The 15,578-nt window shown below is 70.9% G+C and carries 15 protein-coding genes; 13 read left to right on the top strand and 2 right to left on the bottom strand.

What is annotated here, in order from left to right:
- Positions 1-10: 10 nt before the first annotated feature.
- On the bottom strand, positions 11-973 hold the full coding sequence (locus ACXAFN_RS15570; protein WP_474990075.1) for a GlxA family transcriptional regulator: 963 nt from the start codon (positions 971-973) through the stop codon (positions 11-13).
- A 215-nt stretch (positions 974-1,188) separates the two neighbouring features.
- Here ACXAFN_RS15570 and ACXAFN_RS15565 point away from each other — a divergent pair, with 215 nt between their 5' ends.
- From ACXAFN_RS15565 to ACXAFN_RS15550, 4 genes are all read left to right on the top strand, one after another.
- On the top strand, positions 1,189-2,142 hold the full coding sequence (locus tag ACXAFN_RS15565) for a GlxA family transcriptional regulator (RefSeq protein WP_474990073.1): 954 nt from the start codon (positions 1,189-1,191) through the stop codon (positions 2,140-2,142).
- An 89-nt stretch (positions 2,143-2,231) separates the two neighbouring features.
- On the top strand, positions 2,232-2,606 hold the full coding sequence (locus tag ACXAFN_RS15560; protein WP_474990071.1) for a Rieske (2Fe-2S) protein: 375 nt from the start codon (positions 2,232-2,234) through the stop codon (positions 2,604-2,606).
- A 112-nt stretch (positions 2,607-2,718) separates the two neighbouring features.
- Complete coding sequence (locus ACXAFN_RS15555) at positions 2,719-3,945, top strand: TauD/TfdA family dioxygenase (protein ID WP_474990070.1); 1,227 nt, start codon at positions 2,719-2,721, stop codon at positions 3,943-3,945.
- Positions 3,946-3,968: 23 nt separating this feature from the next.
- Positions 3,969-5,297 carry an MFS transporter gene (locus ACXAFN_RS15550; RefSeq protein WP_474990068.1) on the top strand — a complete coding sequence of 443 codons (1,329 nt, stop codon included), beginning with the start codon at positions 3,969-3,971 and terminating at the stop codon, positions 5,295-5,297.
- Positions 5,298-5,301: 4 nt separating this feature from the next.
- Here ACXAFN_RS15550 and ACXAFN_RS15545 read toward each other — a convergent pair whose 3' ends face one another.
- On the bottom strand, positions 5,302-6,306 hold the full coding sequence (locus ACXAFN_RS15545) for a GlxA family transcriptional regulator (RefSeq protein WP_474990066.1): 1,005 nt from the start codon (positions 6,304-6,306) through the stop codon (positions 5,302-5,304).
- Between the two features lie 139 nt (positions 6,307-6,445).
- Here ACXAFN_RS15545 and tmpA point away from each other — a divergent pair, with 139 nt between their 5' ends.
- The 9 genes from tmpA (at position 6,446) to ACXAFN_RS15500 (ending at position 15,578) form a co-directional block, all read left to right on the top strand.
- Positions 6,446-7,594, top strand: coding sequence for a 2-trimethylaminoethylphosphonate dioxygenase (gene tmpA / locus ACXAFN_RS15540; RefSeq protein WP_474990064.1), 1,149 nt, complete (start codon positions 6,446-6,448; stop codon positions 7,592-7,594).
- Positions 7,591-8,178, top strand: a complete 588-nt coding sequence (locus tag ACXAFN_RS15535) for an HD domain-containing protein (protein WP_474990062.1) — start codon at positions 7,591-7,593, stop codon at positions 8,176-8,178. Before tmpA ends, ACXAFN_RS15535 begins: the two co-directional genes overlap by 4 nt.
- Positions 8,175-9,785: a 5-guanidino-2-oxopentanoate decarboxylase gene (locus ACXAFN_RS15530; protein WP_474990060.1), complete on the top strand. Its 1,611-nt coding sequence runs from the start codon at positions 8,175-8,177 to the stop codon at positions 9,783-9,785. The genes ACXAFN_RS15535 and ACXAFN_RS15530 overlap by 4 nt, the downstream gene beginning before the upstream one ends.
- Before the next feature lie 228 nt (positions 9,786-10,013).
- A complete protein-coding gene (locus ACXAFN_RS15525; RefSeq protein WP_474990058.1) occupies positions 10,014-10,955 on the top strand; it encodes an ABC transporter substrate-binding protein in 942 nt (313 codons plus the stop codon).
- Positions 10,952-11,686, top strand: a complete 735-nt coding sequence (locus ACXAFN_RS15520; protein WP_474990056.1) for a class II aldolase/adducin family protein — start codon at positions 10,952-10,954, stop codon at positions 11,684-11,686. The genes ACXAFN_RS15525 and ACXAFN_RS15520 overlap by 4 nt, the downstream gene beginning before the upstream one ends.
- 32 nt (positions 11,687-11,718) lie before the next feature.
- The gene (locus ACXAFN_RS15515) at positions 11,719-12,912 is read left to right on the top strand and encodes a pyridoxal phosphate-dependent aminotransferase (protein WP_474990054.1); all 1,194 of its coding nucleotides are present in this window, start codon (positions 11,719-11,721) and stop codon (positions 12,910-12,912) included.
- Between the two features lie 178 nt (positions 12,913-13,090).
- Positions 13,091-13,894, top strand: a complete 804-nt coding sequence (locus ACXAFN_RS15510; protein WP_474990052.1) for an ABC transporter ATP-binding protein — start codon at positions 13,091-13,093, stop codon at positions 13,892-13,894.
- A gap of 117 nt (positions 13,895-14,011) precedes the next feature.
- Positions 14,012-14,779, top strand: coding sequence for a transporter substrate-binding domain-containing protein (locus ACXAFN_RS15505; RefSeq protein WP_474990050.1), 768 nt, complete (start codon positions 14,012-14,014; stop codon positions 14,777-14,779).
- 85 nt (positions 14,780-14,864) lie between these two features.
- Positions 14,865-15,578 carry an ABC transporter permease gene (locus ACXAFN_RS15500; RefSeq protein WP_474990048.1) on the top strand — a complete coding sequence of 238 codons (714 nt, stop codon included), beginning with the start codon at positions 14,865-14,867 and terminating at the stop codon, positions 15,576-15,578.

Below are 15,578 nucleotides of genomic sequence, written 5' to 3'. Positions count from 1 at the left end.
GATCGGGCGATCAGCCCCGGCGCACCTGGCGCGGGGAAGCGCCGTGATGCTGGCGGAAGGCCCGCGAGAAGCTGGAGCTCGAGGCGAAGCCGCAGGCCAGGCCCACCGCCAGCACGTCGAGATCGGTCTCCTCGAGCAGGTGACGCGCCCGCTCCAGGCGCAGCGCCAGGTACCAGTCCCGGGGCGAGCGGCCCAGCTCGCGCTCGAACAGGCGCTGCAGCTGGCGCAGCGAGACGCCGCTGCGCCGGGCCACCTCGGCCAGCGCCAACGGGGCTTCCAGGTGGCGCTCCATCAGGTCGACGGCCTCCACCAGCCGGGCATTGTGGGTATCGAGCCGACGCGCCAGGCTCATGCGCTGCTGATCGTGGCGGGTTCGCATGCGCTCGTGGACGAGCTGCTCGGAGACGTCGATGGCCAGGCGCTGTCCGTGGCGGCGGGCGATCACGTCCAGCGCCATGTCCATGGCCGCCGCTCCTCCGGCACAGGAGAAGCGCCGTGCCCCGAGCTCGAACAGCTCATCGGAGGTGGCGATGGCCGGAAACCGTTCCTGGAAGGCCGGCAGGCTCTCCCAGTGCAGGGTGACCCGCTCGCCCTTCAGCAGCCCCGCCGCGGCCAGCAGGAAACAGCCGGTGTCGAGCCCGCCCAGCACGCAGCCGGCGGCGTCCAGCCGGTGCAGCCAGCGCTTCAGCGCGCGGCTCAGGTGACGTTCGGGATCGAAGCCGCTGCACACCGCCAGCGACGGCAGATGGTGCACCGCCTCGATGGCCTGGTCGGCGAGCAGGGTCATGCCATTGGAGGCCGTCACCGGGCCACCGTCCTCGCTGATCAGGGTCCACTCGAAGAGCGGGCGACCGCTGATGCGGTTGGCGATGCGCAGCGGTTCCACCGCCGAGAAGAACGCCATCATCGAGAAGCGCGGCAGCAGCAGGAAGCCGATCGGCTCGGGAGTGGGTCCGGTGTAATCGAGACGCATGGAACGAGGTGGTGAAAAGCCCGCGGGCCGCCATGATGACCGGCCCGTGCGACTGGGGCAAGCCACCCGCGCCAAGGCGCCCCCAGCAAGCCGCTGCCTGGCCGCCTCTCTGGATGAGAAGGCCACGACGGCGACGTTGCAACGGTCCCCACAGCCTCTACAATCGAGACCTCGACACGCGCCGTCGCGCTTCCCCCGCTGCCGTCCCGAGGCCCATGAGACTAACGCCCCCCGTGCCCGCCCCGGAGCGCATCGGCTTCCTGTTGCTGCCCCGCTTCGCCATGGTCGCCTTCTTCTCGGCCATCGAGCCGCTGCGCATCGCCAACCGCATCAGCGGCGAGTCGTTATTCGCCTGGCACCTGATCAGCCGAGACGGCGAGCCGGTGGTCGCCTCCAACGGCATGACGCTGGCCGTCGACCATGCCCTGGCCGAGGCGCCGCCCTCGCCCAGCCTGGCGATCTGCGCCAGCTTCGAGCCCGAGGCCGCCGTCGATGCCACGCTGATCGAGTGGCTGCGCGCCCGGGCCGCGTCGGGCTGCCTGCTCGGCGGCATGGACACCGGCTGCTTCGCGCTGGCCGCGGCCGGCCTGCTCGACGACCAGACCGTGACCCTGCACTGGGAGTCGCTGCCCGAGTTCCGCACCCGCTTCCCGCGGGTCGACGCCGTGGAGTCGCTCTATGAAGTGACGCCCGAGGGCTTCTCCTGCGCCGGCGGCAGCTCGGCCATCGACATGAGCCTCGACCTGATTCGCCGCCGGCACGGCGACGGCCTGGCCGGCCGGGTCCGCGACCAGCTCCTCCATGACCAGGGGCGCCGACCGGCCAGCCGCCAGCGCGACCCGGCCGCCCCCGACGACCCGACGCTGAATCGCGCCATCGCCCTGATGGAGGCCAACCTGGAGGCACCGCTGGGCATCCGCGAACTGGCCGACGAGCTGGGCCTCACCTGGCGACGCCTGGATCGCCTGTTCGCCCGCCATCTGGGCACCTCGCCGCAGCGCGCCTACCTGGCGCGACGCCTGGACCACGCCTATCGACTGCTCCGCGAGACCCGCCACAGCATCATGGACATCGCCCTGGCCTGCGGCTTCGCCTCGGCCTCGAGCTTCACCCGCGCCTTCCGCCGCCGCCATGGCGTGACCCCGAGCGAGCTGCGGCAACGCCCCTGAGCCCGGCCTCGTGCGACACAGCCCGCGTTGACAGCCCCTCGGCCGACTGGTTTCATTTGAAACCAACTAACCGCCGACAGGAGGCTTCCATGACCGCGGCCTGGCAGCAGTACCGCAGCGCCCCCGCCCCCGGCACCCGCGTGGTGGCGGCCGACGCCCTTCCCGAGCGCGGCCACCTGAGCCTGACCCTGGAGAGCGAGCGCGGCCGCTTCCCGCTATTGGTGGTATGCCTCGCGGAGGGCGAACCGAGGGCCTACGTCAACGCCTGCCCTCATCAGTTCCTGCCCCTCGACCAGCGCGGTGACCGCCTGCTCAGCGAGGACGGCGAGCGCCTGCGCTGCACCAACCACGACGCCGCCTTCGCCACCCGCACCGGCGAGGGCGTGGGCGGCCTGGGACTGGGCTGCGCCCTGGACGCCGTGCCCGTTCGATGGGAGGGCGGCTGGCTGGTCATCGGCGAATGAAGCCCTGACTGTCGAATCGTGCACAGCCGGCGTCGAATCCTGCCGCGAGCCCGCCGCCATGCGCTGGCATCCTGAGCCGCATCATCACGCTGCTCATCTCAGGAGATGCCCCATGACCGACACCGAACTGCCGCGCACCCCGGATTACGACGCCTGGCCGATCGAGGCCGATCTCGACGCCGTCTCCTTCACCGCGCGGCTGGTGACGGTGCGCTGGAGCGACGGCCGGGTCAGCCGCTACCACGGCATCTGGCTGCGCGAGAACGCCGCCGACGACACCACCATCAACCCGGCAACCCGCGAGCGCATCCTGGACCTCTCCACCCTGCCCGCCTGGCCGGAGATCGAGGGCGCCGAGATCGACGCCAGCGGCGCGCTGTGCGTGGACTTCGCCCCCGAGGATCGCCGGCTGCGCTTCCACCCCGGCTGGCTGCGCGCCCACGACTACGACAATGCCGGTGACCCCGAGGCGCCGCTGGTGCCGGTGACGACCTGGCAGGGCGGCCCCGAAGCCGGCCCCGAGACCCTCGACGCCGCGGGCCTGCTCGACACCGCGCCCGGCGATGACGCCGAGGAGGCGATCCTTGCCCCGGCGCTGGAGGCGGTGCTCGGCCAGGGGCTGGTGCGGCTGCGCAACCTGCCCACCGAGCCCGACTCGCTGCAGGCCATCGCCCAGCGCATCGGCCCGATCCGCGACACCAACTTCGGCGGCCTGTTCAACGTCCGCGCCAAGCCGGACCCGGACTCCAACGCCTACACCTCCATCGCCCTGCCGCCCCACGTCGACCTGCCGACCCGCGAGTACCATCCCGGCCTGCAGATGCTGCACTGCCTGGAGAACAGCGTGGAAGGCGGCCAGGCGGTGATGCTCGACGGCTTCGCCGTGGCCGAGGCGCTGCGCGACCGCCATCCCGAGGCCTGGGCGACCCTGACCCGGGTGCGCTGGTGCTACGCCAACACCGCCAAGACCAGCGACTATGTGTGGTTTGAACCGATGATCCGCCTCGACGCCCGGGGCGAGCTGCTCGAGGTGCGCATCGCCGATTTCCTGCGCGGCCCGCTGCAGACCGCCTTCGAGGACGTCGAGCCGGCCTATGAGGCGCTGATGACGCTGCAGCGACTGCTGCGCGCCCCGGCCTTCGCCATCCGCTTCACCTACGAGCCCGGCGACCTGGTGATCTTCGACAACCGTCGCCTGCTGCACGCCCGTGACGCCTTCGAGGGCCAAAGCGGCCACCGCTGGCTGCAGGGCTGCTACATGGAACGCGACGAGATCCGCTCGCGCTACCGCATGGTCCAGCGCGCACGCCGTCAGCGCAGACTGACCGCCGAGGCCTGACCCCTTCTCCCCAGGAGACCGACATGAGCACCCGCGAGCCGACGCCCACCACCACCATCTCGGCGGCCTGGAGCCTCTGGGCGCTGCTGCTCGGGGTCGGCCTGCTGATGCTGGGCAATGGCCTGCAGGGCAGCCTGCTGGGCGTGCGCGCCGCCGAGGAAGCCTTCGGCAACACCGTGACCGGCCTGGTGATGTCGGCCTACTTCGTCGGCTTCCTGGCCGGCTCGACCCTGACGCCGCGCAAGCTGCGCCAGGTCGGCCACATCCGGGTGTTCGCGGCCCTGGCCTCGATCACCTCGGTGGCCATCCTGGTGCATGTGCTGTTCATCGACCCCTGGGTGTGGGCGGCCATGCGCCTGGTCACCGGCTTCGCCTATGCCGGGCTGTATGTGGTCACCGAGAGCTGGCTCAACGGCCACGCCGGTAACCACCTGCGCGGGCGACTGCTGGCCTTCTACATGGTGATCAGCTACTTGGGGATGGGCGGTGGCCAGCTGCTGCTCAACGTCGCCGACCCCGGCGGCGTGGTGCTGTTCCTGATCGTCTCGATCCTGATGTCGCTGGCGCTGGTGCCGATCCTGCTCAGCTACACCCCGCAGCCGGACACCGGCACACCGGAGGCGATGAGCCTGCGTCGCCTGTACCGCCTGGCACCGCTGGGCACCCTGGGCTGCCTGCTGACCGGCATCGCCAACGGCAGCGTCTTCGGCATGGGTGCGGTCTTCGCCACCGGCAGCGGCCTGACGGTGGAACAGGTCGCCGCCTTCATGGGCGCCTTCATCCTCGGCGGCGCCCTGCTGCAGTGGCCGCTGGGCAAGCTCTCGGACAAGACCGACCGTCGGCGGGTGATCGTGGCGGTGGCCGCCCTGGCCACGGCCCTGTCGCTGGCCGGCCTGTGGCTGGACCGTGGCGACGCCCTGCCACTGACGCTGCTCGGGGTGCTGCTCGGGGGCACCACCCTGACCCTCTACTCGCTGCTGCTGGCCTGCGCCAACGACGCCCTCACCCCGTCGCAGACCCTGGCGGCGAGCAGCAGCCTGGTGCTGGCACTGGGCATCGGGGCGATCCTCGGCCCGCTGACCACCGGGCTGTTGATGGATGTCATCGGGCCCGACGGCTTCCTGTGGGACCTGGCGCTGATCCATGCCGCCATCGTCGCCTTCGGCGGCTATTGCCTGATTCGCCAACCCGCCACCGAGGGCGAGGAGCATGGCCACTACGTGGCGGTGCCCGCCGGCACCGCCCCGCTGGGCGCCACCTGGGTCGAGGAGGCGGCCAGCGAGCCGGCCCAGCTCGAACTGGAGCTGAGCGACGCTCCCGCCGACGCCGCCCCGGAGCCACCGAGCGGCTGAGCGTTTACCCCGACCCCCTGGCCGCGGTCTCGCGAGGCGACTCCGCGAAGCGGGCCCGATAGGCCCGGGAGAAGTGCGCCAGGTGCGCGAAGCCGGTGGCCAGCGCCGCCTCGGTGACCCGGCAGTGGCTGCCGGCGAGCAGCCGCTGGGCCCGGTCCAGGCGCATGCCCAGATAGCACCGCTTGGGGGTCTCGCCGAAGTGGGCCAGGAACAGCCGGGTCAACTGGCGCTGGGACTGGCCCACCATCCGGCAGATCTCGGGAATCGGCACCGCCTGGGCCAGGTTGGCCTCCATCATTGCCAGGCTCCTGAGCACGCTGCGCGGCAGCCCCGCATAGCGGGCCTGGCGCTCCCTGTCGCCCGCCTCATGATGACGGTCGTGCACCAGCTGGCGGCTCACGGCATCGGCCAGCGCCGGGCCATAGTCCCGCTCGATGCGGTCCAGCATCATGTCGATGCCGGTGGTGCCCCCGGCGCCGGTCTGGCGGGCGATATCGGATTCGAAGCGTTCCGAGCTGATGCGCAAGTGAGGGAACTCGCGGCGAAAGGCCGGCACGCTCTCCCAGTGCAGCGCCACCCGGTGGCCCTCCAGCACCCCGGCCCGCGCCAGGATGAAGGGCGCGGTATCCAGCCCCCCGAGCCAGCCGCCGTGGGCGGCCACGCGGCGCAGCACGGCGCGCTCCTGGGCGGTCACCGTGGCCTCCGCCTCGTAGGACGACACCACCATCAGGCTGGCGTCGTCGGGCACCGAGCCGAGTTGGCCATCCACCTCGATGCTCACCCCGTTGCTGGCCACCACGCCCTCGCCACCCGCCGAGCGCAGCCGCCAGGCGAACAGGTCGCGACCGAAACGATTGGCCACGCGCAGCGGCTCGAGCATGCAGAACAGGGTCAGCATCGAGAACTTGGGCACCAGCCACACGTCCAGGGTGTGCTCCGCCTGGTCGGGGGACAGCAGCGGCGGCGAATCCGGGCGCGGATAGGGCCAGGCCTCGGGGTAGGCATCCATAATGGCTAAATTGATCAATACTATGACGAATTTGTTCAAATAATAGCCTCGGGGGAACGCTAGGGTAAAGGCGGTCGGGTCATCGGCGCCGCTGACCACGACCGCACCATGTCCCTGCTTTACCCGGAGATTCATCGCCATGACCGCAAGCGCCAAGGCAAGGCTGTCCGCCGACGGGCAGCGCCTGACCCTCGACCTCGACGCCCGGCCCCGCGAATTCGCGGCCCTGTGGCTGCGGGAGCGGGCTCCCGACGCCGAGACCCTGGACCCGGGTACCGGCCAGCGCCTGATCGAGGCCGCCGAGCTGCCCCTGGACCTCGCCGTGACCGAGGCCGAGGTCGACGGCGAGGTCCTGGCGCTGCGCTTCAGCGACGGTCACGCCGCACGCTTCCCGCTGGCCGAGCTGCGCGATGAGCGCGGTCCGCAAGGGTCGGTCGTCCCGGGCCGCACCCTGTGGGATGCCGACCTCGCCGCGCCGCCCCGCGCCGACTTCGCCGCGGCCCTCGAGGACGACGCGGCCCTGCTGGCGATGCTCGACGGCCTGCATCGCTATGGCTTCGTGCTGGTCTCCGGCGTGCCCACCGACGAGGACGGCATGCAGTCGCTGATCGAGCGCGTCGGGCCGCTGCGTCGCACCAACTGGGGGGGCATCGCCGACGTCAAGTCGGTGGCCAACGCCTACGACCTGACCATGACCCAGCGCGGCCTGGAGCCCCACACCGACAACCCCTATCGCGACCCGATTCCCGGCTACATCTGGCTGCACTGCCTGACCAACGCCGCGGACGGCGGCGCCAACACCCTGGTCGACGGCTATCGCGCCGCCGAGACGCTGCGCGAACGCGACCCGGCGGCCTTCGCCTGCCTGACCCGGGTGACGCCCGGCTTCCGTTACCAGGACGAGACCACCTGGCTCGAGAGCGAGGGGCCGCTGATCGAACTCGACAGCCGAGGCCGGGTGAGCCGCGTGCGCTACAACAACCGCACCGAGTTCGCCGACGCCCTGCCGCCCGAGGAGCTGGCCCGCTATTACGCCGCACGCCGCGCCTTCTATGAGCTGATCACCTCCGACGAGCTCACCGTGCACCTCAAGCTCGACCCGGGCCAGATGCTGATCATGGACAACTACCGGCTGCTGCACGGCCGCAGCGCCTTCGAGCTGGCCGGTGGCGTACGCCACCTGCGCCAGGGCTATGTGGACCGCGACAGTACCAGCAGCCGCCGCCTGGTACTGCGCCGAGAACTGCACCGGAAACCGGGGGAATCGCGCCTGGAGGAGACGGCATGAACCAGGCTCGCTTCCGACACTTCGGCGAGGCCCGCCGCGACGAATGGGCGCTGATCGACGAGCGCTTCCGAGACTATGTCGCCGACGCTCCGCGCCGGGTCCTCGAACACCTGGATCGCCTGGCCGGCGATACCCACGGCTATCCGGTGGACCGCTACGAGCACTGCCTGCAGACCGCCACCCGGGCGCTGCGCGACGGCGCCGACGAGGAGATGGTGGTCTGCGCCCTGCTCCACGACATCGGCGATGATCTGTCCCCGGCCAACCATGCCGAGATCGCCGCGGGGATTCTCGAGCCGTTCATCGATCCGCTGAACGTGTGGATGATCCGCCATCACGAGCTGTTCCAGGGCTACCACTACCGCCACTATTTCGGCCTGGACCCCCACGCCCGGGAGCAGTTCCGCGACCATCCGGCCTATGAGCGCACGGTGCGCTTCTGCGACGACTGGGACCAAGCCAGCTTCGACCCGGACTACGACACCCTGCCGCTCGCGCACTTCGTGCCCATGGTGGAACGCGTCCTGGGCCGCGCGCCCTTCGGCGGCCTGCCGCCCATCGTCGAGGAGGAATCCCGCTCATGACCTGCGCCCAGCATCTCATCGCCCTGCTCGAGGCCCACGGGGTCGATACCGCCTTCGGCATTCCCGGCGTGCACACCATCGAGCTGTATCGCGCCCTGGGCGACAGCCGCCTGACCCACCTCACGCCGCGCCACGAACAGGGCGCCGGCTTCATGGCCGACGGCTATGCCCGGGCCAGCGGCAAGCCCGCGGCCTGCTTCATCATCTCCGGCCCCGGCATGACCAACATCGCCACCGCCATGGGCCAGGCCCTGGCCGACTCGGTGCCGATGCTGGTGATCTCCAGCGTCAACCAGCGCACCACCCTCGGCCGCGGCCAGGGCCGACTGCACGAGATGCCCCACCAGGGCGAGACGCTCGCCGGCGTCAGCGTGTTCAGCCACACCCTGCAGGACCCGGCGGCGCTGCCCGAGGTGCTGGCCCGCGCCTTCGCGGTGTTCGCCTCGGCCCGCCCCGGCCCGGTGCACCTCGAGATTCCGCTCGACGTGATGGCCGCGCCGGCCCTCGAGGCGCCGGCCGCCGCCCCGGCGCGGGTCTTCCCGCCGGCCCCGGCCCCCGAGGCGTTGGCCCTGGCCGGCGACTGGCTTGCCCAAGCCGAGCGCCCGCTGGTGCTGCTCGGCGGCGGCACCGCCGCCGCCCCGGAGACCGCCCGGGCGCTGGTCGAGCGCCTCGACGCCCCGGCCTTCACCACCATCAACGCCAAGGGCGTGCTGGGCCTCGACCACCCGCTGGATCTCGGTGCCACCCAGAGCCTGCCCGCCGCGCGCCGCCTGGCCGCCGAGGCCGACGTGGTGCTGGCGCTGGGCACCGAGCTCGGCGAGACCGACTACGACCTGGTGTTCGACGAGGGCTTCCGCCTCGACGGCCGGCTGATCCGCGTGGACATCGATCCCCAGCAGCTGGGCCGCAACCAGGCCGCGGATCTCGCCATCCTCGCCGAGGCCGGCCAGGCCATGCAGGGCCTGCTCCAACAGTTGCCAGCCTGTCGCACCCGGCCGACCGAACGCGGCGGTGCGGCCCGCGCCGCCGAGGTACGCGGCGAGCTCGCCCTGGCCGCGGACCCGGAGCTCGCTCCCTATGTGCCGCTCTACGCCACCCTGCGCGAGGCGCTGCCCGAGGCCATCCTGGTCGGTGACTCCACCGGGCCGGTCTATGCCGGCAACTTCCTGGCCGCGATGCCGGCCCCGCGGCGCTGGTTCAACGCCGCCACCGGCTTTGGCACCCTCGGCTACGGCCTGCCCGCCGCCCTGGGCGCGGCCCTGGCCAGGCCCGAGCAGCCGGTGGTCGCCCTGGTCGGCGACGGCGGCCTGCAGTTCGTGCTCGGCGAGCTCGGTACCGCCCGGGACCTGGGCCGACCGGTGGCGCTGGTGATCTGGAACAACGACGGCTACGACGAGATCCGCCGCTACATGTCGATGAGCGAGGTGCCACACCTGGGCGTCGACCTGGCCGCCCCGGACTTCCGCGCCCTGGCCGAGGCATACGCCTGCCGCCACCTCGGCGTGAGCGACCCGGCGAGCCTGCACGACGCCCTGGGCCGCCTCTCTGAGGCGGATTCCCCGCTGATCATCGAGGTCGATGCCACCGCCTGGGCCGCCTCGCTCTGATCATCGGCACGCTGACCCGCCAAGAAAGAATGAAGATGGAGACATGTGCCGGGGACAAGTCGAAGCGAGGGTCTTTTGACCAGGGAAGGCAAAAGTAGCGCCCATGGAGGGGTTCACAGCGCCCTCGCGCAGGCTTGTCGCCGGGAAAGCCAAGCCGGCTTCTGATGGGCGTTGTGTTCCCACGCATCGCCGGAACCGGCCGCCCCAAGATAAAGGAGACGTCCAAGCATGAAGACGCAGACCACGACCCTGACCGTGACCCTGATCGCCGGCCTGACGCTGGCCGGCCCGGCCCTTGCCGCCGACCGCGACGACCGCCTGCGCCTGGTGGTGCCGCCCTGGCCGGGGGTGACCGTGAAGAGCGAGATCTTCTCCCAGCTCATCGAGCCGCTGGGCTACAGCACCGAGACCCTGGAGGTCAGCTCCACGGTGGGCTACAGCACCCTACAGAGCGGCGACAGCGACGCCTTCCTGGCCGGCTGGATGCCCGCCCAGCAGGAGAGCTACGACGCCGCCATGGAAGCCGATGCCATCGTCGATCTGGGCAACAACGTCAACGGCGCCCGCATGGGCTTCGCAGTGCCCGACTACGTCTATGACGCCGGCATTACCCGCGCCGAGCAGCTCGCCGACCCGGAGATCGCCGAACGCTTCGAGCGCACCATCTACAGCATCGAGAGCGGCTCCACGGTCACCGACATGATCAACGGCGCCATCGAGGCCGATACCCACGGCCTCGAGGACTGGGAACTCATGGCCTCCTCGACCCCCGGCATGCTCAGCGAAGTGGACGGCGCCGTCGACAGAGAGCGCTGGATCCTCTTCTACGGCTGGACCCCGCACTGGATGGTGCCGGAATATGACGTGCACATCCTCGAGGATTCGGCCGACGTCTTCGGCGCCGACAGCGGCCACAGCGACGTCAAGACCATCGTCGCCAAGGACTATGCCGAGGCCAATCCCAACCTGGCCAGGCTGCTCGATCAGTTCGTGCTCTCCGCCGACGAGCAGAGCGAGTTCATTCTCGAATACAGCCTCAAGGAGCGTGACCTCGAGGCGGTCGCCCGCGACTGGCTGGCCGCGCACCCCGAGCGCGTCGCCGAGTTCCTCGAAGGCGTCGAGACCCGCGACGGCGAGCAGGCCCTGGGCGCCGTGGAGGCCAGCCTGTGAGCGACGACGCATCGAGCGAGGACGCGATTCGCCGCGACCTGGCCGCCGCCTATCGGCTGATCGCCCTGGACGGCATGGACGACGGCGTCTCCACCCATATCTCGGCCCGCCTGCCCGGCGAGCGTTTCCTGCTCAACGCCTTCGGGCTGCGCTTCGAGGAGGTCCGGGCCGACAACCTGGTGACCGTGGACGCCGACGGCGAGGTGCTCGACGACCCCACGGGGCTCGGCATCAACCCGGCGGGCTTCACCATCCACAGCGCCCTGCACGCCGCCCGCCCCGAGGTGGCCTGCGTGCTGCACACCCACACCGTGGCCGGCGTCGCGCTGTCCTGCCTCGAGGAAGGCCTGCTGCCGCTCAATCAATGGGCGCTGCAGTTCCACGAGCGGCTCGCCTACCACGACTACGAGGGCATCGCCCTGGACCACGACGAGCGGGCGCGTCTCGCCGCCGACCTCGGCGAGCACTCGGCGATGATCCTGCGCCAGCATGGCCTGCTGACCTGCGGGCGCAGCGTCGGCGAGGCCTTCCTGCGCATGCGCGACCTGGAACGCAGCTGCCAGGCGCAGCTGGCCGCCCAGGCCACCGGCCGCCCGCTGCGCCTGGCATCCCCGGCGATGGCCGAGCACGTGGCGCGCCAGTACGAGGCCTGGGCCGAGAGCCCGGCGGGCACCGAGCGAGCCTGGCGGGCCGAGCGCCGCCGACTGCCCGACGGCCCCGGCCGCTGCTGATGCCTCTCCTTCCCTGACAGAGCGAGACCGAGATGCGATTCTCCAAACTGACCGAGCGTATCGCCGGCGAGGGCGCCGCCGCCTGGGACATCCATAACCGCGCCCTGGCCCGCCAGGCCGCCGGCGAGGACATCACCGTGCTGTCGGTGGGCGACCCGGACTTCGACACCCCGGCGCCGATCGTCGAGGGAGCGGTGGCCAGCCTGCGCGCCGGCGCCACCCACTACCCCGACGTCCAGGGCAAGCGCGCCCTGCGCGAGGCCATCGCCGATCGCTACCGGGCCCGCGGCCTGGATGTCACGCCGGAGCGGCTGATCGTCATGGCGGGCGCCCAGTGCGGCCTCTACGCCGCGGCCCAGTGCCTGCTCGATCCCGGCGACGAGGTGATCGTCCCCGAGCCGAGCTACGTCACCTACGAGGCGGTGCTGCAGTCCACCGGCGCCGACATGGTGCGCATCCCGCTGCATGGCGACGCCGGCTTCCGCCTGAACGTGGCCGACCTCGAGGCGGCGATCACCCCGCGCACCCGGGCGATCATGCTCAACAGCCCCCACAACCCCACCGGCCAGTTGATCGACGCCGAAGCCTGGGCCGCCATCGCCGCGCTGTGCCGGCGCCACGACCTGTGGCTGATCTCCGACGAGGTCTACGCCGAGCTGATCTTCGAGGGCACGCACGTCTGCGCCGCTGGGCTGCCCGACATGGCCAGCCGCACCGTGGTGGTCGACAGCCTCTCCAAGTCCCACGCCATGACCGGCTGGCGGCTGGGCTGGGTGCTCGGCCCCGAGGCGCTGATCGAGCATCTCGGCAACCTGGCGCTGTGCATGCTCTACGGCTGCCCGGACTTCGTCCAGGACGCCGCCCGCGACGCCCTGCGCCTGCCGCTGCCCGAGCTCGAAGCCATGCGCGAGACCTACCGCGGCCGCCGCGACGCCGTGGTCGAATCCCTCGCCGACTGCCCGGGGGTGAAGGTCGTCAGGCCCGCGGCCGGGATGTTCCTGATGATCGATATCCGCGCCACCGGGCTCTCCTCCCAGGCCTTCGCCGACCGCCTGCTCGACGAGCAAAGGGTCTCGATGCTGTCCGGCGAGGCCTTCGGCCCCTCCGCCGCCGGCTTCGTGCGCCTGAGCCTGACCGTCGACGAGGCCCGCCTGCGCGAGGCCTGCCGCCGCCTGGCCCGGGTCGCCGAGGGCGCCCGCGCCGATTCTTTTTCCACCATCGCATGAGCACTCATTTACGGGCATCCGGCGAGAATGAGCGCCGGGGACAGGTCAGAGTGAGGGTCTTTTGGCCATGGATGGCAAAAGTAGCGCCCATGGACGGGTCTACAGCGCCCTCACGAAGACTTGGCACCGGCAAAGCTCATCTCGTGGGTCCGGTAATGAAAGACGCTCAGAGACGCCTATGACATCATCGAGCCAAGCCCATTCCCCCGACGCCTCCGACCGCCTGGCGGTGGAGGTCCAGCACCTCGTCAAGCGCTACGGCGACCTCGAGGTGCTGCGCGACGTCTCCCTCGAGGTTCCCGAGGGCAGCGTCACCTCGATCATCGGCGCCAGCGGCTCCGGCAAGAGCACGCTGCTGCGCTGTCTCAACCTGCTGGAACGCCCCGACCAGGGCGACCTGGCGATTGCGGATGAGGCGATCCGCTTCGACCGCAATCCCCAGGGCGACATCGTCGGCCTCGACCGGCGCCAGCTGCAGCGGCTGCGCGCCAAGGTCAGCATGGTCTTCCAGCAGTTCAACCTGTGGCCCCACTTCACGGTGCTGGGCAACGTCTGCGAGGCGCCGATGCGCGTCCAGGGCCTGTCCAGGCGCCGGGCCATCGAGCGCGCCGAGCACTACCTGGAGCGGGTCGGCATGGCCGACAAACGCGACGGCTATCCGGCGTTCCTGTCCGGCGGGCAGCAGCAGCGAGTGGCCATCGCCCGGGCGCTGGCCATGGAGCCGCGCCTGCTGCTGTTCGACGAGCCCACCTCGGCGCTCGACCCCGAACGCGTCAGCGAGGTGCTCGGCGTGATCCGCGACCTGGCCGACGAGGGCCGCACCATGGTGCTGGTCACCCACGAGATGGCCTTCGCCCGCGAGGTCTCCGACCAGGTGGTGTTCCTCGACCGCGGCTTCGTCGGCGAGGCCGGCACGCCGCGCCGGGTCTTCGAGGAAAGCCAGGACCCGCGCTGCCGGCGCTTCACCGCCCCGGCGGCCTGATCCGCCTCCCTCTCGGATACAGCTCCGGCCCCACGGGGCTTGTCGCCGGAACAGCTCATCGCTGCCCACGGGGGATAAAAAGCCCCCGATTTACAAGACCATAGCAAGGAGAACTGCATGAACCGTCCCCTGATCACCCTGACCGCCGCGGCCGTACTCGGCCTGTCCGCTACCGCCCAGGCCAGCGAGCCGCTGAAGATCGGCATCTCCGCCGAGCCCTATCCGCCGTTCACCTACACCTCCTCCGAGGGCGAGTGGACCGGCTTCGAGGTCGAGCTGGGCATGGCCATCTGCGAGGCCATGGCGCGCCCCTGCGAGATCACCCCCACCGGCTGGAGCGGCATCATTCCCTCGCTCAAGGCCGGGCGCATCGACATGATCATGAACTCCATGTCGATCACCGAGGCGCGCCAGAAGGTCATCGACTTCAGCGATCCCTACTACTTCACCCCGGGCGCCTTCGTGGCCGCCGACGACCTGGAGCTGGGCGGCCCCGACGACCTCGGTGGCAAGGTGCTCGGCGTGCAGGCCGCCACCACCAACGCCACCTACGCGCGCCGCGCCCTGCGCGACAGCGTCGGCGACATCCGACTCTACGACCAGGCCGAGCAGGTCAACCGCGACCTGCTGGCCGGCCGCCTGGACGTGATCCTGGCCGACGAGATCGCCATGACCGAGTTCCTCGAGCGCGACGAGGCCGAAGGCTACGCGATCAAGGCCACCGCGCCGCGCCACGCCGCCTACGGCGAGGGCGTGGGCATCGGCATCCGCCAGGACGACGATGCCCTGCAGGCGGACATCAACGCCGCCATCGCCGAGGTCCGCGAGGACGGCACCTGCAGCGCGCTGTCCGAGGAGTACTTCGGCACCGACATCTGCACCTGATCCCGGTCCTCGACGACGCTCGTCCGGCAGGCGGCCACGGCCGCCTGCCGGCCTCGCCCTGTCTCATCAAGGACACGATTTCCCCATGAACAACGTTTCCCAAGAGGGACTGCTCGACTGGGCCGGTCCGATCCTCCAGGGGGCTCTGACGACCCTCGAGATCGCCGTGCTGGCCTATGCCATCGGCCTCGTGCTGGGGCTGGTCGGCGCCAGCGCGAGACTCAGCCCCTGGGCGCCGCTGCGCGGCCTGGCCACGGCCTACTCCACCGCGGTGAGGGCGGTCCCCGAACTGCTGCTGATCATCCTGCTCTACTACGCCGGCTCCCAGGCGCTCACCGCCCTGACCAACGCCCTGGGGCTGCCCGGCCAGGTCGCCATCAACGGCTTCGTCACCGCCGTGGGCGTGCTGGCCTTCGTCCAGGGCGCCTACATGACCGAGGTGCTGCGCGGCGCCATCCTGGCCATTCCCCGAGGCCAGCTCGAGGCCGCCGACGCCTTCGGCTTCTCCGCCTGGACACGCTTCCACCGCATCGTCATCCCGGCCATGCTGCCCAACGCCCTGCCCGGCATGTCCAACCTGTGGCTGATCCTGATCAAGGACACCGCCCTGATCAGCGTGATCGGCTTCAGCGAACTGTTCTTCACCATCCAGCAGGCCGCGGCCAGCACCCGCGCCCACTTCCTGTTCTATGGCGCGGCCGGGGTCATCTACCTGGTCATGACGCTGTCGTCCACGGCGCTGTTCACCCGACTGGAGCGCCGGGTCCGGCGCGGCCAGCCGCTGCGCGAGGAGGCCTGA

The organism is Halomonas sp. ABH4_019 (assembly GCF_056159885.1).
Note: the sequence above shows the minus strand (reverse complement) of the source record. Positions and strands in the feature narration are given on the sequence as shown.